Consider the following 16,759-nt stretch of genomic DNA (forward strand, 5'->3'; position numbering starts at 1 on the left):
AGTGCTGTATGGAAGAATTGTCGAAGTACATTGATGCCACCGCTGCCGCCGCACAGTTGGGTAGGCTTGACCTAGTTTCGTTGCTATTGGCCGCTATCGGTCTTATATTGGTTTTAGGAGGATTGTTTGCTTTCTTCAATTTTCGGGCTCTCGCTAGAGCGCAAGCGACGGCAGAAGCGACCCGAGTTGCGGAGGAAGTGGCTGAGCGTACTGCCAACGAATATCTGCAAAAAGAACTCCCTGATGTGATGCGAGCATATCGGGAAATGATGGATTCCGAGGCTGTAACAGACGAGATCGCAGACCAGTTAGCTGGGGCGCAAGAGGACGAGAAAGGAGGCTCTTGATGAACATTGCAGAACAATGGGATGTGATGACCAGTGCTCGAAAAAGCCTTCCGGTTGATGTGCACGGCTTACCAAGGCGTTTGGGCGTCGGCCTAAAGCAAGCTTTTTTGGCTGATGGTATCTCAGGTATGCTTGAGAAGATCGGAAACGGCTTCCTCATAACCATCAACGCGACAGACCCATACACCAGGCAGAGGTTTACTCTTGCTCATGAACTCGGTCACTACATGTTGCACCGACATTTGGTCGGTGATGGGGTAGATGACGACAGGGCGTATAGGAGCACCAAGGTCGGAAAGTACCACAACACGCTGATTGGCCCATCCGAAGAGACAGAGGCAAATAAGTTTGCCGCCAACCTTCTGATGCCTAGAGACTTGGTTAATTCGGAATGGAGTAAACCCGGCACTACGGTATCTTCAATGGCATCGCTGTTTGGCGTTTCCGAGCATGCAATGTCAATTCGACTTGGGGTTCCTTATGAATCTTACTGAGGCGAAAAAACAAGGAAAACTTGGCGAGTTCATTAAAGAACACGAGGCCGATCCAGACGGAGACCTCGACAAGTTGGACGCTGTGATTAAGCGTCCAACTCAGGGAACCGCGAAAGCAACTCGGAAAGCATCGTCTCAGGACGCATCCGACGATTGAAGCGGTACTCAAACTCCTTGACGTAGCGCTCAAGGTGCCTGTGCGACACGCTGGTATGAGTGCCAGCAATCGACTTTTTCAGATGATTAAAGAAGGATTCAATCTGGTTGGTGCTGACGCCTTCTGGGGTGGCGTATTCGCCCTCAGAGTGGTTGACGGTCTTGTGGGTGTACTCAGCGGGCAGAAACGACTTCCGATACCCGCGATGCTCGTCCGTATGGAGTTCTGAGCCTTTCGCGACGTGCTTGTGAACGGTGTTCGTCATTGTCGTTTTGGTCTGGTCAGGAATGACTTTCAGCAAAACGTCACCGTGTCGCTCCATCATGCCCATGACAACGGCCTTGCGCTCGCGCCAGTCCATGCCGGTAGTCACACCGCCGTAGTAAGTCTCATCGACCTCTACAACCTCACCAGCGCCGCCCACAGGCTCGTCACTGTCGATTGCGGCCATGTGCTCACGGATCAGCGCAGCCATGCGCCACGCGGTCTTGTAGGTCACGCCAAGCTGACGCTGCAGTTCCTTGCCGCTGACGCCGTGCTTGGATGTAGTGAAAAGGAAAATTGCATAGAACCAGAGTTGCAGAGGTGTGCGGCTCTTTTCGAAGATCGAACCCACCATCGGGTGAATGTGGTGGCCGCACCACTGGCACGAGAAAGCCTGTTCGGACTTAAGGCGATACCACTTCGCAGCACGTTTGCACTTGGGGCACTCGTGACCCTGACCGAAGCGCACGTTGAACAAATGCTCAAGGCAGGCTTCATCGTTAGGGAACTGTTGGAAGAACTGGCGAACGGTTGTCTGTTTCATACAAAGGATATGGGAATCCGACTACCGTATGTCAAGGGGATACACCCCAGCACATTGCACATAACAAGGAAAGCGTGGACGGCTCGTTTCGGCTAGAACAGATTTACTTTATAGATCCATTTCCTGAGGATAATAAGGAGAACGAAGCCGCTTTTCTTCCTATTTTGTGAACGTCAAAGTTGGGCTCTTCTGGCACCTTCGTCGCAAGATCCATGAACGACCGCTCCAGGATGGAGCTCCCTTTGCTGTGCGTCGTATGAATGGGCAAGATGCAGGACAAATCTGCCGTTCAACTTTTCTGTGGTGGTGTCTGCTTATCTAATAGTCGTATAATCCGTTCAGTCAGTTATGCTTGAACCAGAACAGGTAATTTGATCGTGCAATTTGGTGTTGTTGACCTTCAAACCTGACAAATTTGGATTTTCTATCAGGTCGCTGCTCAGACTCTCACATCGCTCGACGAACACCCACCTTGGCGTTAAGTTGCCCGAACAGGTTGGCGAAAATGATCAACCACGAAGGCACGGATTGGGCGGAGGCAACAAAGCATTATGCCTGAGAAAATTTAATGACATCGAGATTAACGCATTTCTTCCAAAAAGCACTTGGCCGTAAGCGCAATAGTCACAGGTTATCGAATGAGGACGAAAATTTCGTCGGCAGCGCAGCCGCGGGAATGTTGGCACAAATTCAGCACGAAACGAATATGCGCGCCGCGCGTGGGAACGAGCCGATCTCCGTTCGTCTTGTCCCCCAAGTGCCAGTACGGGATGCGGATGCCGCGGCGGGTTGGATCGGAGGAGGGGCTTGTCGGTTACTTTGCCCTCTGGCGCCATAGCTCGTGTAGAAGCGATTTCAGACCTGAATGTCGAGAGCTTCGCGCCAGGCGAGGACAGAAATCAGCACCAGGTTCTCGCCAATTGGACTGCCCGTGTAAGCGGCGGTCATTGGGGGCATCTACATAGGCAAACGGTTTCTTATCGCGGCTTGCTGGATGTTTCGCGGCATGGCGACCATTGAATGCTTGATGACCTGACGATTATCAGCGCCAAAACAGGAGGGTAATTCAGTGGCTGAAACGCGGCCTCAAAACCAGTCATTTGAGCACTTATCGGAAATTGGACTCACAATGCGAGCAGGGAGCTGACATTTCAGTGTTTCGGCATTCACTTGAATTGCCACCAATCGCCAATGTCCCGAAAGGCACCAAAAGTACGGCAGTGCGTTGGCAGTTCATTTTGAGGCCGAAACGTCTTAGGCTGTGAAATGGGCCGTAAACGGAGGAACCAATCGTAATACGAACAATCGCACTCGCGCTTGTGGCAAGCGTCATTGCAAACCCTTCTTTTGCAACGTTTCTTGTTTCCTGCGAAGCGCCTGATGAGTCAGGCGTTGCGGTAGCATTTGGCTTTGGATCTGTACCCGGCCTTGCGATTATCAGCGCGACGATCCACGCGGATGGACAGGACTGGAGCATGACAGAGACAGAAGGTGCGCTGCCCATTGTTTTGGCGCAGGGGGCCTCGGAGAACACACACACATTGCTGGATTTCGCCGATCCTGAGTTTGATCGCATTGTTGCATCCGTGCGGCTGATTACGGCTGATGAAGGCGATGACCAAATCACCGTTGGCACGCTTAAGATCCCAGAGGTCGGGGTCTTTCCGCTGGTCTGCGAAGGACCATGACCCATATCTGTGCCAGAAACGTGTGGGCGGGGCAGAGAGAGAATTCCGATGCCCATGACCTGGTGAAAGAACATCCAGTTATAGCTTCATTCTCCGTTTTTTGGCGATCTCGGCCCGCCCTGACCTATAGATATGAGGTCAACACCCCGGACAAATTCAGACGTGGCATTTTCTAGCTGGATTCCACACCACGCCCACCCGGCAACCTTCTAGCGGCCACGCCACCTCAGGAGACAGTCGCATGATCCAAGAAATACAACAACCTGGAGATCCAGTAGCCGACATTCTCTTCAATTGGCTTCCATTTCTTGGGATGGTTGCGCTTGGCGTAGTAGGATTGATCATCACCGCGCGGGGCTATCGGCACTATCTCAATTCGACGTATCTAAAGCGAGCCGGCCGACCTGGGCAGGCGCGCGTGACCGACAAGTGGGTCAAGAAGGGCCACGTTGGTCGCAACGAACGGCATCGTACGAAACCTTCGAAACGTTACTTTCTGCGCTTCCAACTTTTGGATGACCCGCGCGCATTTTCCCTAAAAGAAGTCGCTCCGGTAGACCTTTGGAACGCGGTCGAGGTCGGCGACGCGGTCGACGTGCTCTATCACCCGAGGCGGCGCTTGATGCGCCTTGCTGCCTGGACGAAGTACAGCGGGACAAACGCAGGTGCGGCCCAGATGGCGATTGGTGCGATCATGCTGTCAGCAGCCATCGCTTCGGTTGCAGAAGGCGCAGTCTCCGCTTTGCGAAGTCCTGAGCAGCGCATTGCTGGCGAAAGATGGGTTCGCAGCAAGGCAGAGGTTTTGAACATGGGCAAGCCTGCGGATCCGTATCTGCGTATGTTTGCCCCAGGGTCTCGGATGATCCGTGTCGTGTTCGGAGAGACCCATGGCGGCGCATTCTTAGGGAATGAGCGCTTTATCCGTGTGACCCCAGCAGAAATTGAAACTTACGCCATCGACGACGAAGCGATCCTGGTTGCCTGGATGGACCCGGAGAATGAATTCAATGCCGTTCTGGACCTTGAGAGGCGTGACACAGATTTGCGCTGATTGTTTTGACTAAAAGTAAGGCGACAAATACACTCAAATGGCGAGTTGGCCCGAATTACGTGACTGATCTTGGTTGCAAAGAAAGTGCACTTTTGATTCTGGAAAAGTCGAAGTGCTGAATAACCAGATTGGCAATGCAAGCATCAACATCGCTTTATGTCTGCCGCATGTGAACACGTGCTGCGACAGCGCTCTCTGAAATTCAAAAATCTAGAAGGTCCGCGAGTCGCACGTTGATTATTGGTCTGATGCTGCGTTGTTGATGAATGTCCGGTTCGAAGGGCCTCGCCGCAGCAACTTGACCAGGATGTGTAGGTCGGCTTTAGGCCGGGCATGTAGCCTTAGATTGGAGGTACGGCGCGTTCGGTGACCAACTGTCTGGCCGCCACCCTTTCGCGATGTATCATGTACAGCCCTGCACTGATGATGATCGCAATGCCAATCAGGCTAAGCGTATTCGGGAAGTCATTGAAGACAAGATAGCCGAACAAGGTCGCGACCGGCAGCTCAAAATACTGCAGCGGTGCCAGCGTGACGGAAGGCGCAAAAGACAGCGCATAGGTCATCATCATGTGGCTCACCGTCGCGAAGAAGCCAGCGCCCAAAAGCCACAACAGAGCGGTGTCTGTTGGCCAAACGGGATCAAACAAATCAGAGCCGGAACCTTGCGCAACAATTAGAGCTGGAATGCAAAACAGGCTGGCGATCAGACCGGTGTGGAATTGCAGGGTCACGGGGTGCACCCGACGCGACAATCCCCGGGTCACAAGAATGTAGAAAGCGAAGGCAACTGCCGTTCCTACCGGAATAATAGCGACCGCGCCGAAAGCTGCGAAACTGGGCTGGATGACGAACAACACCCCGACAAACCCCACAAGCGCCGCGCAGACGCGACGCGGGCCGACATCTTCACCAAAATAGAACTTGCCGACCAACAAGACGATGAACGGGGCCACGAACACGATTGCTAATGCATCGGCAAGGGGCATCACCCGGATCGCGGCAATGAAGCAAAATGTTGCGAACACCAACAGCAATGAGCGGAATACCAGCACCATCACCTGACCTTTCGCCACGCGCAACGACAGTCCCATTATCCAGATGAAAGGCGCCATCAACGCGCATTGTACCACAAACCGAGCAGCCGTAATCTGCCCAACCGGCACACTGGTTGACGCGAGTTTCGCAGACACATCCAGCAAAGGAGCGGTTAGGCAAAACCCCAGCATCAGCGCAACGCCAACAAGTGTGCGATCCGGAGATTGAGGTATGCGTTCAGCTGAGGTCATCACTTTATTTAGAGATGTCGCCAAATGCGTGTCTGTTCTCAATACGACGACAGGCAAAAATCCCGCTATCCACGAGTTCGGGTTGAATTGGATATAGCGCTCGTGGCGAATGTCTCTTCTGACGGTCCGCACAGTCGCATCAGATGGCCGGGCCAAATGGCAGCTAGGGCCGTTATCACACATCCCAACAAACTGACTTATCGGAAGCTTTGTCCGCAGAGCGGTCATTCGGGGTGAGGCGATCAGTGTCTGCTGTGCGGACAAAGTTGCCATAGGCTCAATGGTTGTTGAGGACCGGTCTCAGCTCAAACCGGACATTCGTGACAAGACTTTGCAGTTTCCGAGATCAGGACAAAGCGGTCGATGACGAGAAGCTTAGAGTTTTCAAATTCCAGTATCGAAAATCAAAGGGCGCACGGCATCTTCTTACCTTCGAACAATAAAGGGTTGGCAAAGAACAACGTACACTGCTCAAATTGAACTCAAGAAACGCTCAATTTCCACTAGGGCTTTAGGCCAGGCAGGATCATACTCTGGCATCGTGTTGTTTGCTGTTTCAAGGCCAATAAAGCGCGCATTCTCGATGCCGGAGGCGAATATCCTACCTTGTTCAACACTGTGCATCCTGTCTCGATTAGCGTGCATGACAAGAGCCGGACAGGTGATCCGCGGAAGTAGATCGGTTACGTCGACCCCTGCGACCAGTGGTCCAATCTTGAGCCAATCCTGATGGTCCATTGCCACTTTCATAAACTCTGCATAAGTGCGCTGGTCATGCGGACTTGCGGTTGGAGCAAAAGACTGGGCCATCAAGTCTCTTGCAGAAGGGTATTCATCGTTCCAGCCTTCAAGACTCATATCCATCATTGCTTGCCCAAGAGCGGCAATTCCAGGCTGTGAACGCACCGCGAGTCCTTGTGCAAATCCACCGAGTAGAACCAACCCCGAAACACGGTCAGGATTATGTGCGGCAAAAGCCGCCGCAATGGTTGCCCCAAAAGATATACCAAACAATGGCATTTTTTCGATCCCGGCTGCGTCCAGCACGGCCTCAACATCTTCGACGATTCGATTCAAAGACACATCCTGCACGCCGCGCTGGGACAAGCCATTGTTTCTACCATCAAACCGATAAAGGCAGTGATTTTCAGAAAGCAGCGGCAACCACCCGGCGATGGTGTTCATCGTCCAATCGTATTCCAGATGCCTGAGCCAGTTTGGTGTGACCAGTAACTTTCTTCCGCTTCCAGTGGATGTCCAGGCAAGCGTTGTACCGTCTTTTGATTTTGCAAAGCGGACGTCTTGAGAGTTAGCCAGCAGCTTGTTCTTTGCGTGTCTTTTGTCACCATCTAAATCAATAGAGTAGGCTTCCACTGGATTTGGAATTCCCTTCAACCGTATCGAGCTTTCTGGTCGCAAAGCAACCGCCAGCGAAGTTCCTGCAACTTCAGCAGCTGTCTTGCTGACGAGACAACTTCCAATATGCGCGCTGGATTGAAGGCGCGACGCAACATTCACGGCCTCTCCGAACAAGTCTGCGCCATTTGGCATTACGTCGCCAACGTGGAGACCTCCTCGAAGTGTTACGTCTTCATCTCTCATCTGATTGAAAATCTGGCTGGCAGCATTAATTGCGTCAGTGGCTGCAGCAAACTCAACCAAAGCACCATCTCCCATCAGCTTGAATATTCGTCCATTGTTTTCATGGACCAACGGTCTGATCACATCGTCCAAAATGCGTTGTAGAGTGTTCAGCGTGGTCTCAGCATCCTCTGACATGCGCTTGGTATATTCGACGACATCGAGGCTTAGGATCGCAGCAATTTTCCGCTTCATCAGTCGATGTGATCCTTTTAGCTAAACCAATTCCTCTGAACCAAAATTAACAGACGAATAGATTTTTGTGGCTAAAACATGTGCCTGGGTATTTTGCTAAGCCGGCAAGTTCCAAAACTTGCGTTGAAACACACAGCCGAGCAAAATGTCTAATTGGCTGGCGAAACCTAGAATTGAGGTGGAGTGGTTAGCGCGTTTCGCGTTACTAACAAAGGTTCACTTTGCAATATCCATTCTGAAAGTGTCAGCCCGTTGCTCTCTTCATCTGTGACCGATGGCGGCCCGAAGCGGAACTTCGACTCTGAGCTTTGCAAAATCTAACAAGCGGACGGCCGCTTCCATTAGTGTGAATGGCTTGAAGGTATCGAGCGCTTCGCCACGGCGACAATTTAATAAAAAATGACTATGAGAAACAAGGTGGCTGAAACTGCTCTCTGACAGGAAACAGGTGTCCCCGCACACTTTCGCACAATTCGAGCTTAGCCCAATGTCTTGCCGGTGATGAAGGTGTACGAGCTTTCTACCAGATCGATGACGACATCCAACTCTTCTGGTGTGGTCGGTGTATATATCAAGACAAAGCCGCTCCACCCAGGACGTTGCTTGGCCCAAGGGTGAGCTACGGCCCAGCCAGCCTCAATTGCCCGCCGCGCCATTGCCGGATGCAGCGAAGCGTGCAAGCTGCCATCAGGATGCATATGCGCAAATTCAAACCCACCGACGATAGAGCTCGGTTGAGACAACAACATGTCGGGATCAAGCTGAAAACCAATTGCGCCAGGTAGTGATATGCGTGTGGGGCCAAGTGTAACCCCTGGGAATTGAGCAACTCGCTCCAGCAATAGCTGGGCCAATTCGGCATCAATTTTGACACCAATCTGAGTATGCGGTACGCCGCTTGTCGTTTCAGGACGGTGCGAGGTGCGCTCCGGCAAAGAGCGCTCTTGCGCGGACGCCATCGAGCACATCAATGCCACTACCGTCGTCGCAACCGCCAATGTTCTCAGGTGCACATTCATTTTGTTGTCAGCCCGTCAAAAGTAAAGATTGAGTGCTCAGCGCGGTTTCGGTGCCCCTGCACGCATCATTCAGCTTTTAACGCCTCGATATTGATCAAGAGATCTATTTCGTTGCTCACCGCTGGTGCAAAGGCCCCAAGTCCGAATTCAGACCGCACGATAGTCGCCGTTGCTGCCAGCCCCAAGGTCGGTGTGCCTTCCTTTTCGCCAAAAGGGTATGGCGCTGACTTGTTAAGCGTTGTTTCCAGAACAACAGGTTTGGTGATGCCATTCATGGTCAGGTCGCCAGAAATATTCGCGGAATTGTCCCCGGTGACTTCGATGCTGGTTGAGGCGAATGTGACCACGTCACCGTCAGTCGCGCCAAAAAAATCATCGGACATGAAGTGTTGCAAACGGGCATCCCAGCCCGTGATCATAGATTTTACAGGCATAGACACTGTGACAGATGACGCAGACGGATCATCTTCGTTGAACTTTATCTCACCGCTAAAACCTGAGAACATTCCAAATGTTTCTGAGAACCCGATGTCGTCGTAGCTGAACAATACCTGGCTGTGTCCAGGATCCAGCTCGTAGGTGCCACTCTCGGACAAAGCGGTTGTCGCGCCCATCGATAAGAGTACCGCCAGCGGGGTTGCTGCCACTTTGAACATTGATACGCTCCCATTTTGACAAGACGTGTTTGTGGAATTGAGTTTTGCGATTTAGGTATTGGCTGACCATACTTTTAGGGCAAAATGTTCTGCAGCGCAACAAAATGTTCTATAGGAGGGGCGATTGAAAGAAGATCCCAGGCTGATCGCCACACGACAGGCCGCACTTGATGCGGCGCAAAGGATACTGATGGATGAGGGCGTGCTGCACGTAACTCATGGCGCGGTTTCAAAGGCAACGGGCATTTCGCGCAGCACACTTTACAGGCACTGGCCAGATGCGCGCGGTCTGCGTGATGCAGCATTCAGGCGCATCGCAACACCGCCTAACATACCACCCAAAACAGATGGCCCGCTGCGATCTGACCTGCGCTGGTTACTCGGAGTACTGATGGGAGCCTTGAACGACACACCATGGGGCCAAATTGCGCCTCAAGTTGTCGCTGCTGCGTCCACCGATGCAGAAGCGCGCTTGGTGATCACTGAATTCATGAAAGACAGGTTTGCAAGTGTTGAAGCCGTGCTTTCAGCCGCAATAGATCGGGGTGAGATCGCCGCCGACGTTCCGGTTGACCAATTCATAGAACTGGCAGTCGCTGCACCTTATTTCCGCAAGCTCATTCGTCACGAGGCGCTGAACGAAGAATGGTTGGACAAACATGTCGATCTGCTTTGCAGTATCGCGAAAACCAATTCAGGACAGTGACCATCGCCTGACTTTGCAATCACAGCGACCTTCAACTGGCGCGAGATTTCGACAGAACAGCAAGTTATGATCAATAGCCTGTCCAGCCGGTTCCTCATAACTGCTGCTCCAAAAGGTCTCGGCAAACGTTCGCTATGATCGTTCGTTGAGGTTTGCAAAGTCTGCTTTCTGCGCATTTCTGTAATTCGGCCATCCTCAGTTTTTTGGCAAGTACCGATCCAAAAGAGCGTCGACCAACCCTTCCTGAAGTTGGTAACCAGTTGCTTCGTCTACACGCAGAATGTCTTCAAGAATGATAAGTTGTTCCATTCCCGTCGTCATGGACAACCGCTTCGCCAGGTCGTCAACGTCCTTCGGCTCCATCAATGAATGAATTGGCGCTAGTGCTTCAGAAAAAGCCGTCACTCTTCTAGCGCCACGCATTTTAACCGTTCCTTCCTCAAGTGATGCCTTGAGTGATTCAGCCAGAAACTGCCTGAAGTGCGCCTCATGAACCCGAGAAAAATCCAGATAGTAGCGTGCGACCACGTGTACGCGGCTCCTGACGTCATCCAATCCCTTGAGAAGCTCTGACGTTGGCGTGACGTCTAGATCAAGCGTCGCGTCCAAAGCCAAAACACTTGGGTCAGAAAAGTAACGATAGACCGTTGCGCGGCTGGTTTTGGCGCGTTCAGCGACTTTTGCTAGCGTGACTTCCTTTCCCTCCGACATCAATTCTCGAGCGGCCGAAAGAAGTGCTTCTCGCGTTCGGTTGATTTGATTTGTACGAGGTGCCAATCCCAAGCCCTTTGCGAAACACTTGTCTCATAAGTAGATTTATGTATCATAAGCCGAGTGTGTTTCAAGTAAAGGGAGTCGCAGTTATGACTGAACCTCGCCCGCGAGTTTACCATCTTCTTGGGAACCTTTTGACCTTCCACGCCTTTCCCAGTGAGACTGGAAATCGTTGCACAATCGTTGAGATAAAGACGGCTCCTGGTGCCGGTGCGCCGCCCAATCATCATGCAGGCGAAGATGAGAGCTTCTATGTGCTAGACGGTGAGTTCGAGTTCTTCGTGAATGGTGAGACAGTCAACGCAAAAGGTGGTGATTTCGTCAAAGTCCCGGACGGCGCAGTGCACGCCTTTACATGTACTGGGGAACGGCCTGGGCGGCTACTTTGCATCAACGCCCCCGGCGCTATGCATGACACATTCTTTACTGAAGCTGGTGAAACAATGCCTGAGGGTACGACAGATATTCCGGCGCCAGATGGACCGCCAGATATTCCGGCGATCATGGCCGTAGCGGACCGAGTGGGAATGACGATCCTTGCGCCAGCGGACATTCCCAGCTAACGAATGCGATTGCATAACTCCGGGTTGCGGAACGGAGGCTTTGGAACAAAGCTTCTGCCGTACACCCTAACTTGTAATACTGGCTCAACCCGAAGCCGACATTCACTACGAGACCTTGCGATTCTGGATAGCCGACATTGGCGGCGCTTTCCAAAAAATGTCTTCTATGTGAACCAGAGCAATCGTTTAGGCGCAGGCGTGACAGCGGCTTAGATCGTCTGCTATCAGTGCTTGGTTGAATTCGTTTTAGCGTGAGAACGCTCAACTCAGCATTCTTTCCGAAACGTCCTCAAGAAGGGTATGAAGATCGAATTCTTCACCTTTCTCCGCAAGCCCTTTGTCATGCAAAATGAAGGACAGCCCGTGCACGAAACTCCACAACAAAAAACCACGGCGGCGAACTTCGTCTGTGATTCCCGGTTCACCGAGACATTTTGCTACTTCAGTCAAAAGAATCCCGAAACTTTGCTGGCCGCCTTCCTCCAGCCGGGGATCCGCGATGCGGTCTGTGAAGCCGCCAAATTTCAGTCTGAAGATCCCGGGCTCATTTAACGCAAAGGCAATATACTCCATCCCTATGGCAGTAATGCGCTCGGGAGATCCTTCAGGAACGCCTTCCAGCGCAGTAAGCATTTTGTCTCGGTGCCGATCCATTCCCTCAAGGACAGTGGCGACCAGCATTTCTGTCTTGTCTTTGAAGTGCTTGTAAGGTGCCGCAGTCGATACGCCCGCGCGTCTGCACGCCTCGGATACGGAAAAACTGTCCGGACCTTTTTCTTCTACCAACTGTCGGGTTGCTTCGATCAGTGCAGCGCGGAGATCACCGTGATGATAGGCTTTCTTGCTGACTGAAGGACCAGCCGTTTGTCTGCTAGTCGAATGATTTTTTTCGATGCTGCTCATGATCCAACATGTGCCAGATCACGTATCTCTTGTCAAAGTGAGAACTTCTAACATATGTTAGAGATGCTAACTTGATGAGGTCCCCAAATGCCGAATCCTGCCAATTCATCTACTGAAGCGACTAAACCGAGCCTATTTGCACGTGTGTTACGCGGCGCTGTGCGTTTGGGAGTGACCGTCAGTTTTATAGCCGTTGCAGCGGCCGCCGTTCACTTTGGCGCATCCGAGCTCACCCGTAGAGCGGAGGCGGTGCCCGCACCTGATGCCGCCGCTGTGACCCCGGTATCCGTGACGCCGATAACGTCCGAGAGCGCTTACACAGTCGACCGTGTGTTCATCGGGCAGGTCGAACCTCAGCGTTCGGCAGATATCTCTTTCGAGCTGAACGGGACGCTCGATCAAATTCTGGTGGATGAGGGTGACAAGGTTGCCAAAGGTCAACTTCTTGCGACACTGGACATTGCACTGCTGGAGGTCGAACGCGACCGTCTGACATCATCACGCGATGCCATTGCAGCCCAGCTTGCATTTGCAAGAAAGACGGTCGAGCGAAACGCGAAACTCATTGAACAAGGCTTTACCAGTCAAGCCCGTTTGGACGAAGCCGTTTCTCAGCAAGATGAATTGTTATCCAGAATTGGCGAGTTGGATGCGGCCTTGCGCGATGTTACCGTTCGGATTGAGAAATCCGGCATCGAGGCCCCATTTGCCGGTCAAATAACCGCGCGACACGTGGACGGCGGCGAAACTCTGCGCTCGGGCGAGCTGGTTCTAGGAATGGTCGAGGTCGTGTCGCCGCAGGTTCGGATCGGTGTTCCTCTCGATGTTGATCCGGCGCTTCTGACTGATGTTGAGATCGAAATATCAGCTAAAAGCTACCGGGCTGAGCTTGCAACCTTGCGGCCCGATATTGACCCGGTGACCCGAACCCGCACTGCGCTGTTCGATCTGAAAAACGCTCCCGACGTTGCTTTCGGACAAACCGCACGTGTGCATGTACTCGATCCTGTCCAAAGTGCGGGAACCTGGGTGCCCACAACATCGCTGAAGGAAGGAACGCGCGGGCAATGGACACTGCTGGTTGCCGACGCGCAAAAGACTGTGCGCCTGGCGACGGTCGAAGTGCTGCATGCCGAAGACGACCGCGTCTTTGTGCGTGGCGCGTTTCCAGAAGGCACCGTCCTGATCGATCAGGGTCCGCAGCGGGTGAGCGTTGGTCAGCGCGTCGCCTTCGACACTGGCGAGTAACGGAGCGATCTGATGGAAACCCTAACCTTTCGCCATCCCCGGCTGGTTGCTCTCATCGTTTTGGTGCTTGTGTCTGCAGGGCTGTCTTCGTTCCTATCGCTTGGGCGACAGGAAGACCCCACGATCACCAACCTCTTCGCAACCATAACCACGCAGTTTCCTGGCGCAGACCCCGAACGGGTTGAAGCACTGGTTACCGCAGAAATCGAAGAAGAACTGCGAAAGATCGCCGAGGTGGATGAGATCAGTTCTGTCTCCCGCTCGGGCGTGTCGGTCGTTTCTGTTGAATTGCTGGAAACACTAGACGAAGCCACCATTGAGCAGGTTTGGGCCGAGGCTCGGGACGCCGTGGAAGATGCGCGCCAGAACTTCCCGGCAGGAGTATTGCCACCGGAATTCGATGCCGAAGGTATTGCTGCCTATTCCGCTGTCATTGCAGTTGCGGCCGAGGACCCCGACTTCCCGATAACTTTGCTGTCTCGTCATGCCGAAGCATTGGGTGACAGATTGCGCGCGATACCTGCGACACGAGCCGTCGACTATTTCGGTCAGCCAGAGGAAGAGGTGCTCGTAAGTGTCGATATGGACAAGGCCGCTGCGCTTGGGCTTGGCGCCGCCGAGATTTCCCAGCGGATCGCCGAAGCAGATGGGAAGGTTCAGTCTGGGCGGCTGCAATCCGATGTCGACCTAACCATTGGCGTCAGCGGAGAAATTGAGAGTCTGGATCGTATTCGGAGCATCGTCCTGCGTGAAAACGCGGACGGTGCAGTGGTGCAGCTCGGCGATATTGCCAGCGTAGACCGGGGCGCACGCGAACCGCAGTCCTCAATCGCTTTTGCCAACGGGATGCCCTCCGTTTTGGTCGGAATTCTGGCGCAGGACGGCGTGCAGATCGACCGCTGGACAGGCTTTCTACGGGATGAGCTTGAGGCCGGCGCCGCAGCGGTACCTTTGGGCATGCAGGAAATACTGCTGTTTGATCAAAGCCAGTACACGACGGATCGTTTGTCAGAGGTTGGGGTCAACATGGCCATTGGCGTGGCTCTGGTTGTGGCAGTTTTGTTTGTTACGTTAGGTGTTCGGGCAGCCGCGATCGTGGCTTTGGTTTTGCCGGTTGTCTCATTGGCGACCCTGGCGACGATGAACATGATCGGTTTGCCCATTCACCAGATGTCCGTGACGGGTCTGATCGTTGCCCTCGGTCTGCTTGTTGACGCAGCCATCGTGATGACCGATGAAATTCGATGTCGTCTGCAGGATGGGATGGAGCGACTTTCAGCCGTGCGAGATGCTGTTCGCCGGTTGGCCGCGCCTTTGCTGGCGTCGACCGTCACTACAGCGCTTGCCTTCACGCCGATGATCTTGCTGCCGGGACCCGCCGGCGACTTTGTCGGTGCTATCGCTATCGCCGTGGTGCTGATGCTTGCTTGGTCCCTGGTTGTGGCCTTGACTGTGACTCCAGCGATTGCGGGCTGGCTACTGTCCGATCGCCCAGACTCAGGAATGCTGAGCCGCGGTATCAGCATCCCGCCACTTGCCCGTATGTTCGAGGCCTCAATTCGATTGTCAGTCACCAATCCGGTGCGATCTATCGCGTTGGCATTGATCTTGCCGGTGCTTGGCTTTGCGGCCTTTCCAACGCTGACCGCGCAATTCTTCCCGGGCGTCGACCGCAACCAATTCTATATCGAAGTCGACATGCCGGGTGGAACGTCAATTGCCACCACCGAAGCAACCGCCCGCCAAATCGATGAAATGCTGCTGGCTGACGACGGCGTCAAAAGTGTCTACTGGACCGTCGGAGAGTCCGGCCCGGCATTCTACTACAACATCGTTGGAAACCGCTCACGAGAGCCTGGGTTTGCACAAGCTATGATCACGACCGGCACGGCAGACGACGCCGCCCGCCTTGTTGGAACTTTGCAGAGTCGTCTGGATACCGACTTTCCTGATGCGCAGATCATCGTTCGCAGTCTTGTTCAGGGCCCTCCGGTCGCCGCACCGGTTGAAGTCAAAATTCAGGGGCAGGACATCACGGTTTTGCGTGATCTGGGCGACGAGGTGCGTTCAGTCATGGCCAATCTCGATCTAGTAACCCAGGCGCGCGCCAGCGTGAACGGCGGCAACCCTCAAATCCGGTTCGAGATTGATGAGGTCAACGCGCGTCTGCTGGGACTGGATGTGGCGGATATAGCTGGTCAGCTGGACACGGCGCTTGTTGGCATTACCGGTGGATCACTGATCGAAGGGACCGAACAGTTGCCGGTGCGTGTTCGACTGGGTGACGAGGTGCGATCAGACCTAAGCGCCATTGTCAGTATGCCCATCCTGCTGCCCAATGCTGCCGCCGTATCCGCCACAAGTGTTTTCCCTGCTGTGCCGTTGTCGGAACTAGCCAGGCCGGTGATCGAACCAGCGGAAAGCGTCATAACCCGAACGGATGGCGTGCGCGAAAACACTATCCAAGCGTTTATCGTCCCCGGTGTTTTACCCGAAGGGGCGTTGCAAGACGTACTAGAAGCGCTTAATGCGTCCGGGTTTGTGTTACCGCAAGGCTATTCGATGTCCTTAGGTGGCGACAGTGATGCCCGATCCAACACCGTGGGCAATCTGCTTGCCTCTGTTGGATTGATTGTCACACTCTCCATTGCGACCATCGTTCTCACCTTTAACTCGTTCCGGCTGACGCTCGTGACCTTGGTCGTGTGCGTGTTGTCTGCAGGCCTTTCAATGCTGTCGCTGGCCGTTATGCAATTCCCGTTCGGAATAACGGCGATTATCGGTGTCATCGGCTCGATCGGGGTTTCGATCAACGCGGCGATAATAATTTTAACCGGGTTGCAACAAGACGTTGACGCAAGCCAAGGCGACCGGGTGGCGATGGCGCGTGTTGTGACTGGTTCAAGTCGGCATATCATCTCGACAACGGTCACAACCTTTGGTGGTTTCCTACCCCTGATCATAGCTGGAGGAGCATTTTGGCCGCCATTCGCCGTTGCAATCGCTGGGGGCGTACTGTTGTCGACTGTCGTATCGTTTTATTTCACTCCGCCAATGTTCGCCCTGGTGCATCGTGGAAAGCTTGACCAACCGCTTGAGGCAAACAACCAGCATTCCCAGCCTCAAGAAGCTATTGTTGCGCTTGTGGCAGAGTGAGGTTCGAGACTACTTCTCCTTGCAAATTGGTATGTTTCAAAGCCGTCGTTGTTCGAAGCGGGGT

At 53.4% G+C, this 16,759-nt stretch carries 15 protein-coding genes; 8 read left to right on the top strand and 7 right to left on the bottom strand.

Annotation, left to right across the window (positions count from 1 at the left end; genetic code table 11):
• Positions 1–8 precede the first annotated feature (8 nt).
• Together ACR0A1_RS14870 and ACR0A1_RS14875 are read left to right on the top strand one after the other, a co-directional pair.
• Positions 9–347, top strand: coding sequence for a hypothetical protein (locus ACR0A1_RS14870; protein WP_480868168.1), 339 nt, complete (start codon positions 9–11; stop codon positions 345–347).
• Positions 347–841, top strand: coding sequence for an ImmA/IrrE family metallo-endopeptidase (locus ACR0A1_RS14875; RefSeq protein WP_480868170.1), 495 nt, complete (start codon positions 347–349; stop codon positions 839–841). Before ACR0A1_RS14870 ends, ACR0A1_RS14875 begins: the two co-directional genes overlap by 1 nt.
• A gap of 86 nt (positions 842–927) precedes the next feature.
• Here ACR0A1_RS14875 and ACR0A1_RS14880 read toward each other — a convergent pair whose 3' ends face one another.
• Complete coding sequence (locus tag ACR0A1_RS14880) at positions 928–1,806, bottom strand: IS1595 family transposase (RefSeq protein ID WP_480868172.1); 879 nt, start codon at positions 1,804–1,806, stop codon at positions 928–930.
• Positions 1,807–3,281: 1,475 nt separating this feature from the next.
• Here ACR0A1_RS14880 and ACR0A1_RS14885 point away from each other — a divergent pair.
• Both ACR0A1_RS14885 and ACR0A1_RS14890 read left to right on the top strand, forming a co-directional pair.
• Positions 3,282–3,494 carry a hypothetical protein gene (locus ACR0A1_RS14885; RefSeq protein ID WP_170395513.1) on the top strand — a complete coding sequence of 71 codons (213 nt, stop codon included), beginning with the start codon at positions 3,282–3,284 and terminating at the stop codon, positions 3,492–3,494.
• Positions 3,495–3,735: 241 nt separating this feature from the next.
• Positions 3,736–4,545, top strand: coding sequence for a hypothetical protein (locus tag ACR0A1_RS14890; protein ID WP_170395515.1), 810 nt, complete (start codon positions 3,736–3,738; stop codon positions 4,543–4,545).
• Between the two features lie 341 nt (positions 4,546–4,886).
• Here ACR0A1_RS14890 and ACR0A1_RS14895 read toward each other — a convergent pair whose 3' ends face one another.
• From ACR0A1_RS14895 to ACR0A1_RS14910, 4 genes are all read right to left on the bottom strand, one after another.
• On the bottom strand, positions 4,887–5,834 hold the full coding sequence (locus ACR0A1_RS14895) for a DMT family transporter (protein ID WP_480437132.1): 948 nt from the start codon (positions 5,832–5,834) through the stop codon (positions 4,887–4,889).
• A 471-nt stretch (positions 5,835–6,305) separates the two neighbouring features.
• On the bottom strand, positions 6,306–7,670 hold the full coding sequence (locus tag ACR0A1_RS14900; protein WP_480868174.1) for an alpha/beta fold hydrolase: 1,365 nt from the start codon (positions 7,668–7,670) through the stop codon (positions 6,306–6,308).
• A 479-nt stretch (positions 7,671–8,149) separates the two neighbouring features.
• Positions 8,150–8,689: a luciferase domain-containing protein gene (locus ACR0A1_RS14905; RefSeq protein WP_480753975.1), complete on the bottom strand. Its 540-nt coding sequence runs from the start codon at positions 8,687–8,689 to the stop codon at positions 8,150–8,152.
• A gap of 65 nt (positions 8,690–8,754) precedes the next feature.
• A complete protein-coding gene (locus ACR0A1_RS14910; protein WP_480868176.1) occupies positions 8,755–9,345 on the bottom strand; it encodes a YceI family protein in 591 nt (196 codons plus the stop codon).
• A gap of 124 nt (positions 9,346–9,469) precedes the next feature.
• Between ACR0A1_RS14910 and ACR0A1_RS14915 the strand changes: the two genes are divergently transcribed.
• A complete protein-coding gene (locus tag ACR0A1_RS14915; protein WP_170408611.1) occupies positions 9,470–10,051 on the top strand; it encodes a TetR/AcrR family transcriptional regulator in 582 nt (193 codons plus the stop codon).
• 195 nt (positions 10,052–10,246) lie between these two features.
• On the opposite strand, the gene ACR0A1_RS14920 is transcribed toward ACR0A1_RS14915, so the two are convergent.
• Complete coding sequence (locus tag ACR0A1_RS14920; protein ID WP_480763647.1) at positions 10,247–10,828, bottom strand: TetR/AcrR family transcriptional regulator; 582 nt, start codon at positions 10,826–10,828, stop codon at positions 10,247–10,249.
• A gap of 86 nt (positions 10,829–10,914) precedes the next feature.
• Between ACR0A1_RS14920 and ACR0A1_RS14925 the strand changes: the two genes are divergently transcribed.
• The gene (locus ACR0A1_RS14925; RefSeq protein ID WP_170512635.1) at positions 10,915–11,388 is read left to right on the top strand and encodes a cupin domain-containing protein; all 474 of its coding nucleotides are present in this window, start codon (positions 10,915–10,917) and stop codon (positions 11,386–11,388) included.
• A 261-nt stretch (positions 11,389–11,649) separates the two neighbouring features.
• Here the strand turns inward: ACR0A1_RS14925 and ACR0A1_RS14930 are convergent, their stop codons facing one another.
• Entirely contained in the window at positions 11,650–12,291 is a 642-nt protein-coding gene (locus tag ACR0A1_RS14930) for a TetR/AcrR family transcriptional regulator (protein WP_170597208.1), read from the bottom strand.
• A gap of 249 nt (positions 12,292–12,540) precedes the next feature.
• Here ACR0A1_RS14930 and ACR0A1_RS14935 point away from each other — a divergent pair, with 249 nt between their 5' ends.
• Together ACR0A1_RS14935 and ACR0A1_RS14940 are read left to right on the top strand one after the other, a co-directional pair.
• Positions 12,541–13,539: an efflux RND transporter periplasmic adaptor subunit gene (locus ACR0A1_RS14935; protein ID WP_480868178.1), complete on the top strand. Its 999-nt coding sequence runs from the start codon at positions 12,541–12,543 to the stop codon at positions 13,537–13,539.
• A gap of 12 nt (positions 13,540–13,551) precedes the next feature.
• Positions 13,552–16,695, top strand: coding sequence for an efflux RND transporter permease subunit (locus ACR0A1_RS14940; RefSeq protein WP_480868179.1), 3,144 nt, complete (start codon positions 13,552–13,554; stop codon positions 16,693–16,695).
• Positions 16,696–16,759 lie beyond the last annotated feature (64 nt).

The organism is Ruegeria sp. D6, assembly GCF_056534365.1.

Bases quoted from the DNA above. Each gene is read 5' to 3' on its own strand.
- ACR0A1_RS14870 (WP_480868168.1), top strand. From the start codon at position 9: ATGGAAGAATTGTCGAAGTACATTGATGCCACCGCTGCCGCCGCACAG.
- ACR0A1_RS14875 (WP_480868170.1), top strand. From the start codon at position 347: ATGAACATTGCAGAACAATGGGATGTGATGACCAGTGCTCGAAAAAGC.
- ACR0A1_RS14880 (WP_480868172.1), bottom strand. From the start codon at position 1,806: ATGAAACAGACAACCGTTCGCCAGTTCTTCCAACAGTTCCCTAACGAT.
- ACR0A1_RS14885 (WP_170395513.1), top strand. From the start codon at position 3,282: ATGACAGAGACAGAAGGTGCGCTGCCCATTGTTTTGGCGCAGGGGGCC.
- ACR0A1_RS14890 (WP_170395515.1), top strand. From the start codon at position 3,736: ATGATCCAAGAAATACAACAACCTGGAGATCCAGTAGCCGACATTCTC.
- ACR0A1_RS14895 (WP_480437132.1), bottom strand. From the start codon at position 5,834: ATGACCTCAGCTGAACGCATACCTCAATCTCCGGATCGCACACTTGTT.
- ACR0A1_RS14900 (WP_480868174.1), bottom strand. From the start codon at position 7,670: ATGAAGCGGAAAATTGCTGCGATCCTAAGCCTCGATGTCGTCGAATAT.
- ACR0A1_RS14905 (WP_480753975.1), bottom strand. From the start codon at position 8,689: ATGAATGTGCACCTGAGAACATTGGCGGTTGCGACGACGGTAGTGGCA.
- ACR0A1_RS14910 (WP_480868176.1), bottom strand. From the start codon at position 9,345: ATGTTCAAAGTGGCAGCAACCCCGCTGGCGGTACTCTTATCGATGGGC.
- ACR0A1_RS14925 (WP_170512635.1), top strand. From the start codon at position 10,915: ATGACTGAACCTCGCCCGCGAGTTTACCATCTTCTTGGGAACCTTTTG.
- ACR0A1_RS14930 (WP_170597208.1), bottom strand. From the start codon at position 12,291: ATGAGCAGCATCGAAAAAAATCATTCGACTAGCAGACAAACGGCTGGT.
- ACR0A1_RS14940 (WP_480868179.1), top strand. From the start codon at position 13,552: ATGGAAACCCTAACCTTTCGCCATCCCCGGCTGGTTGCTCTCATCGTT.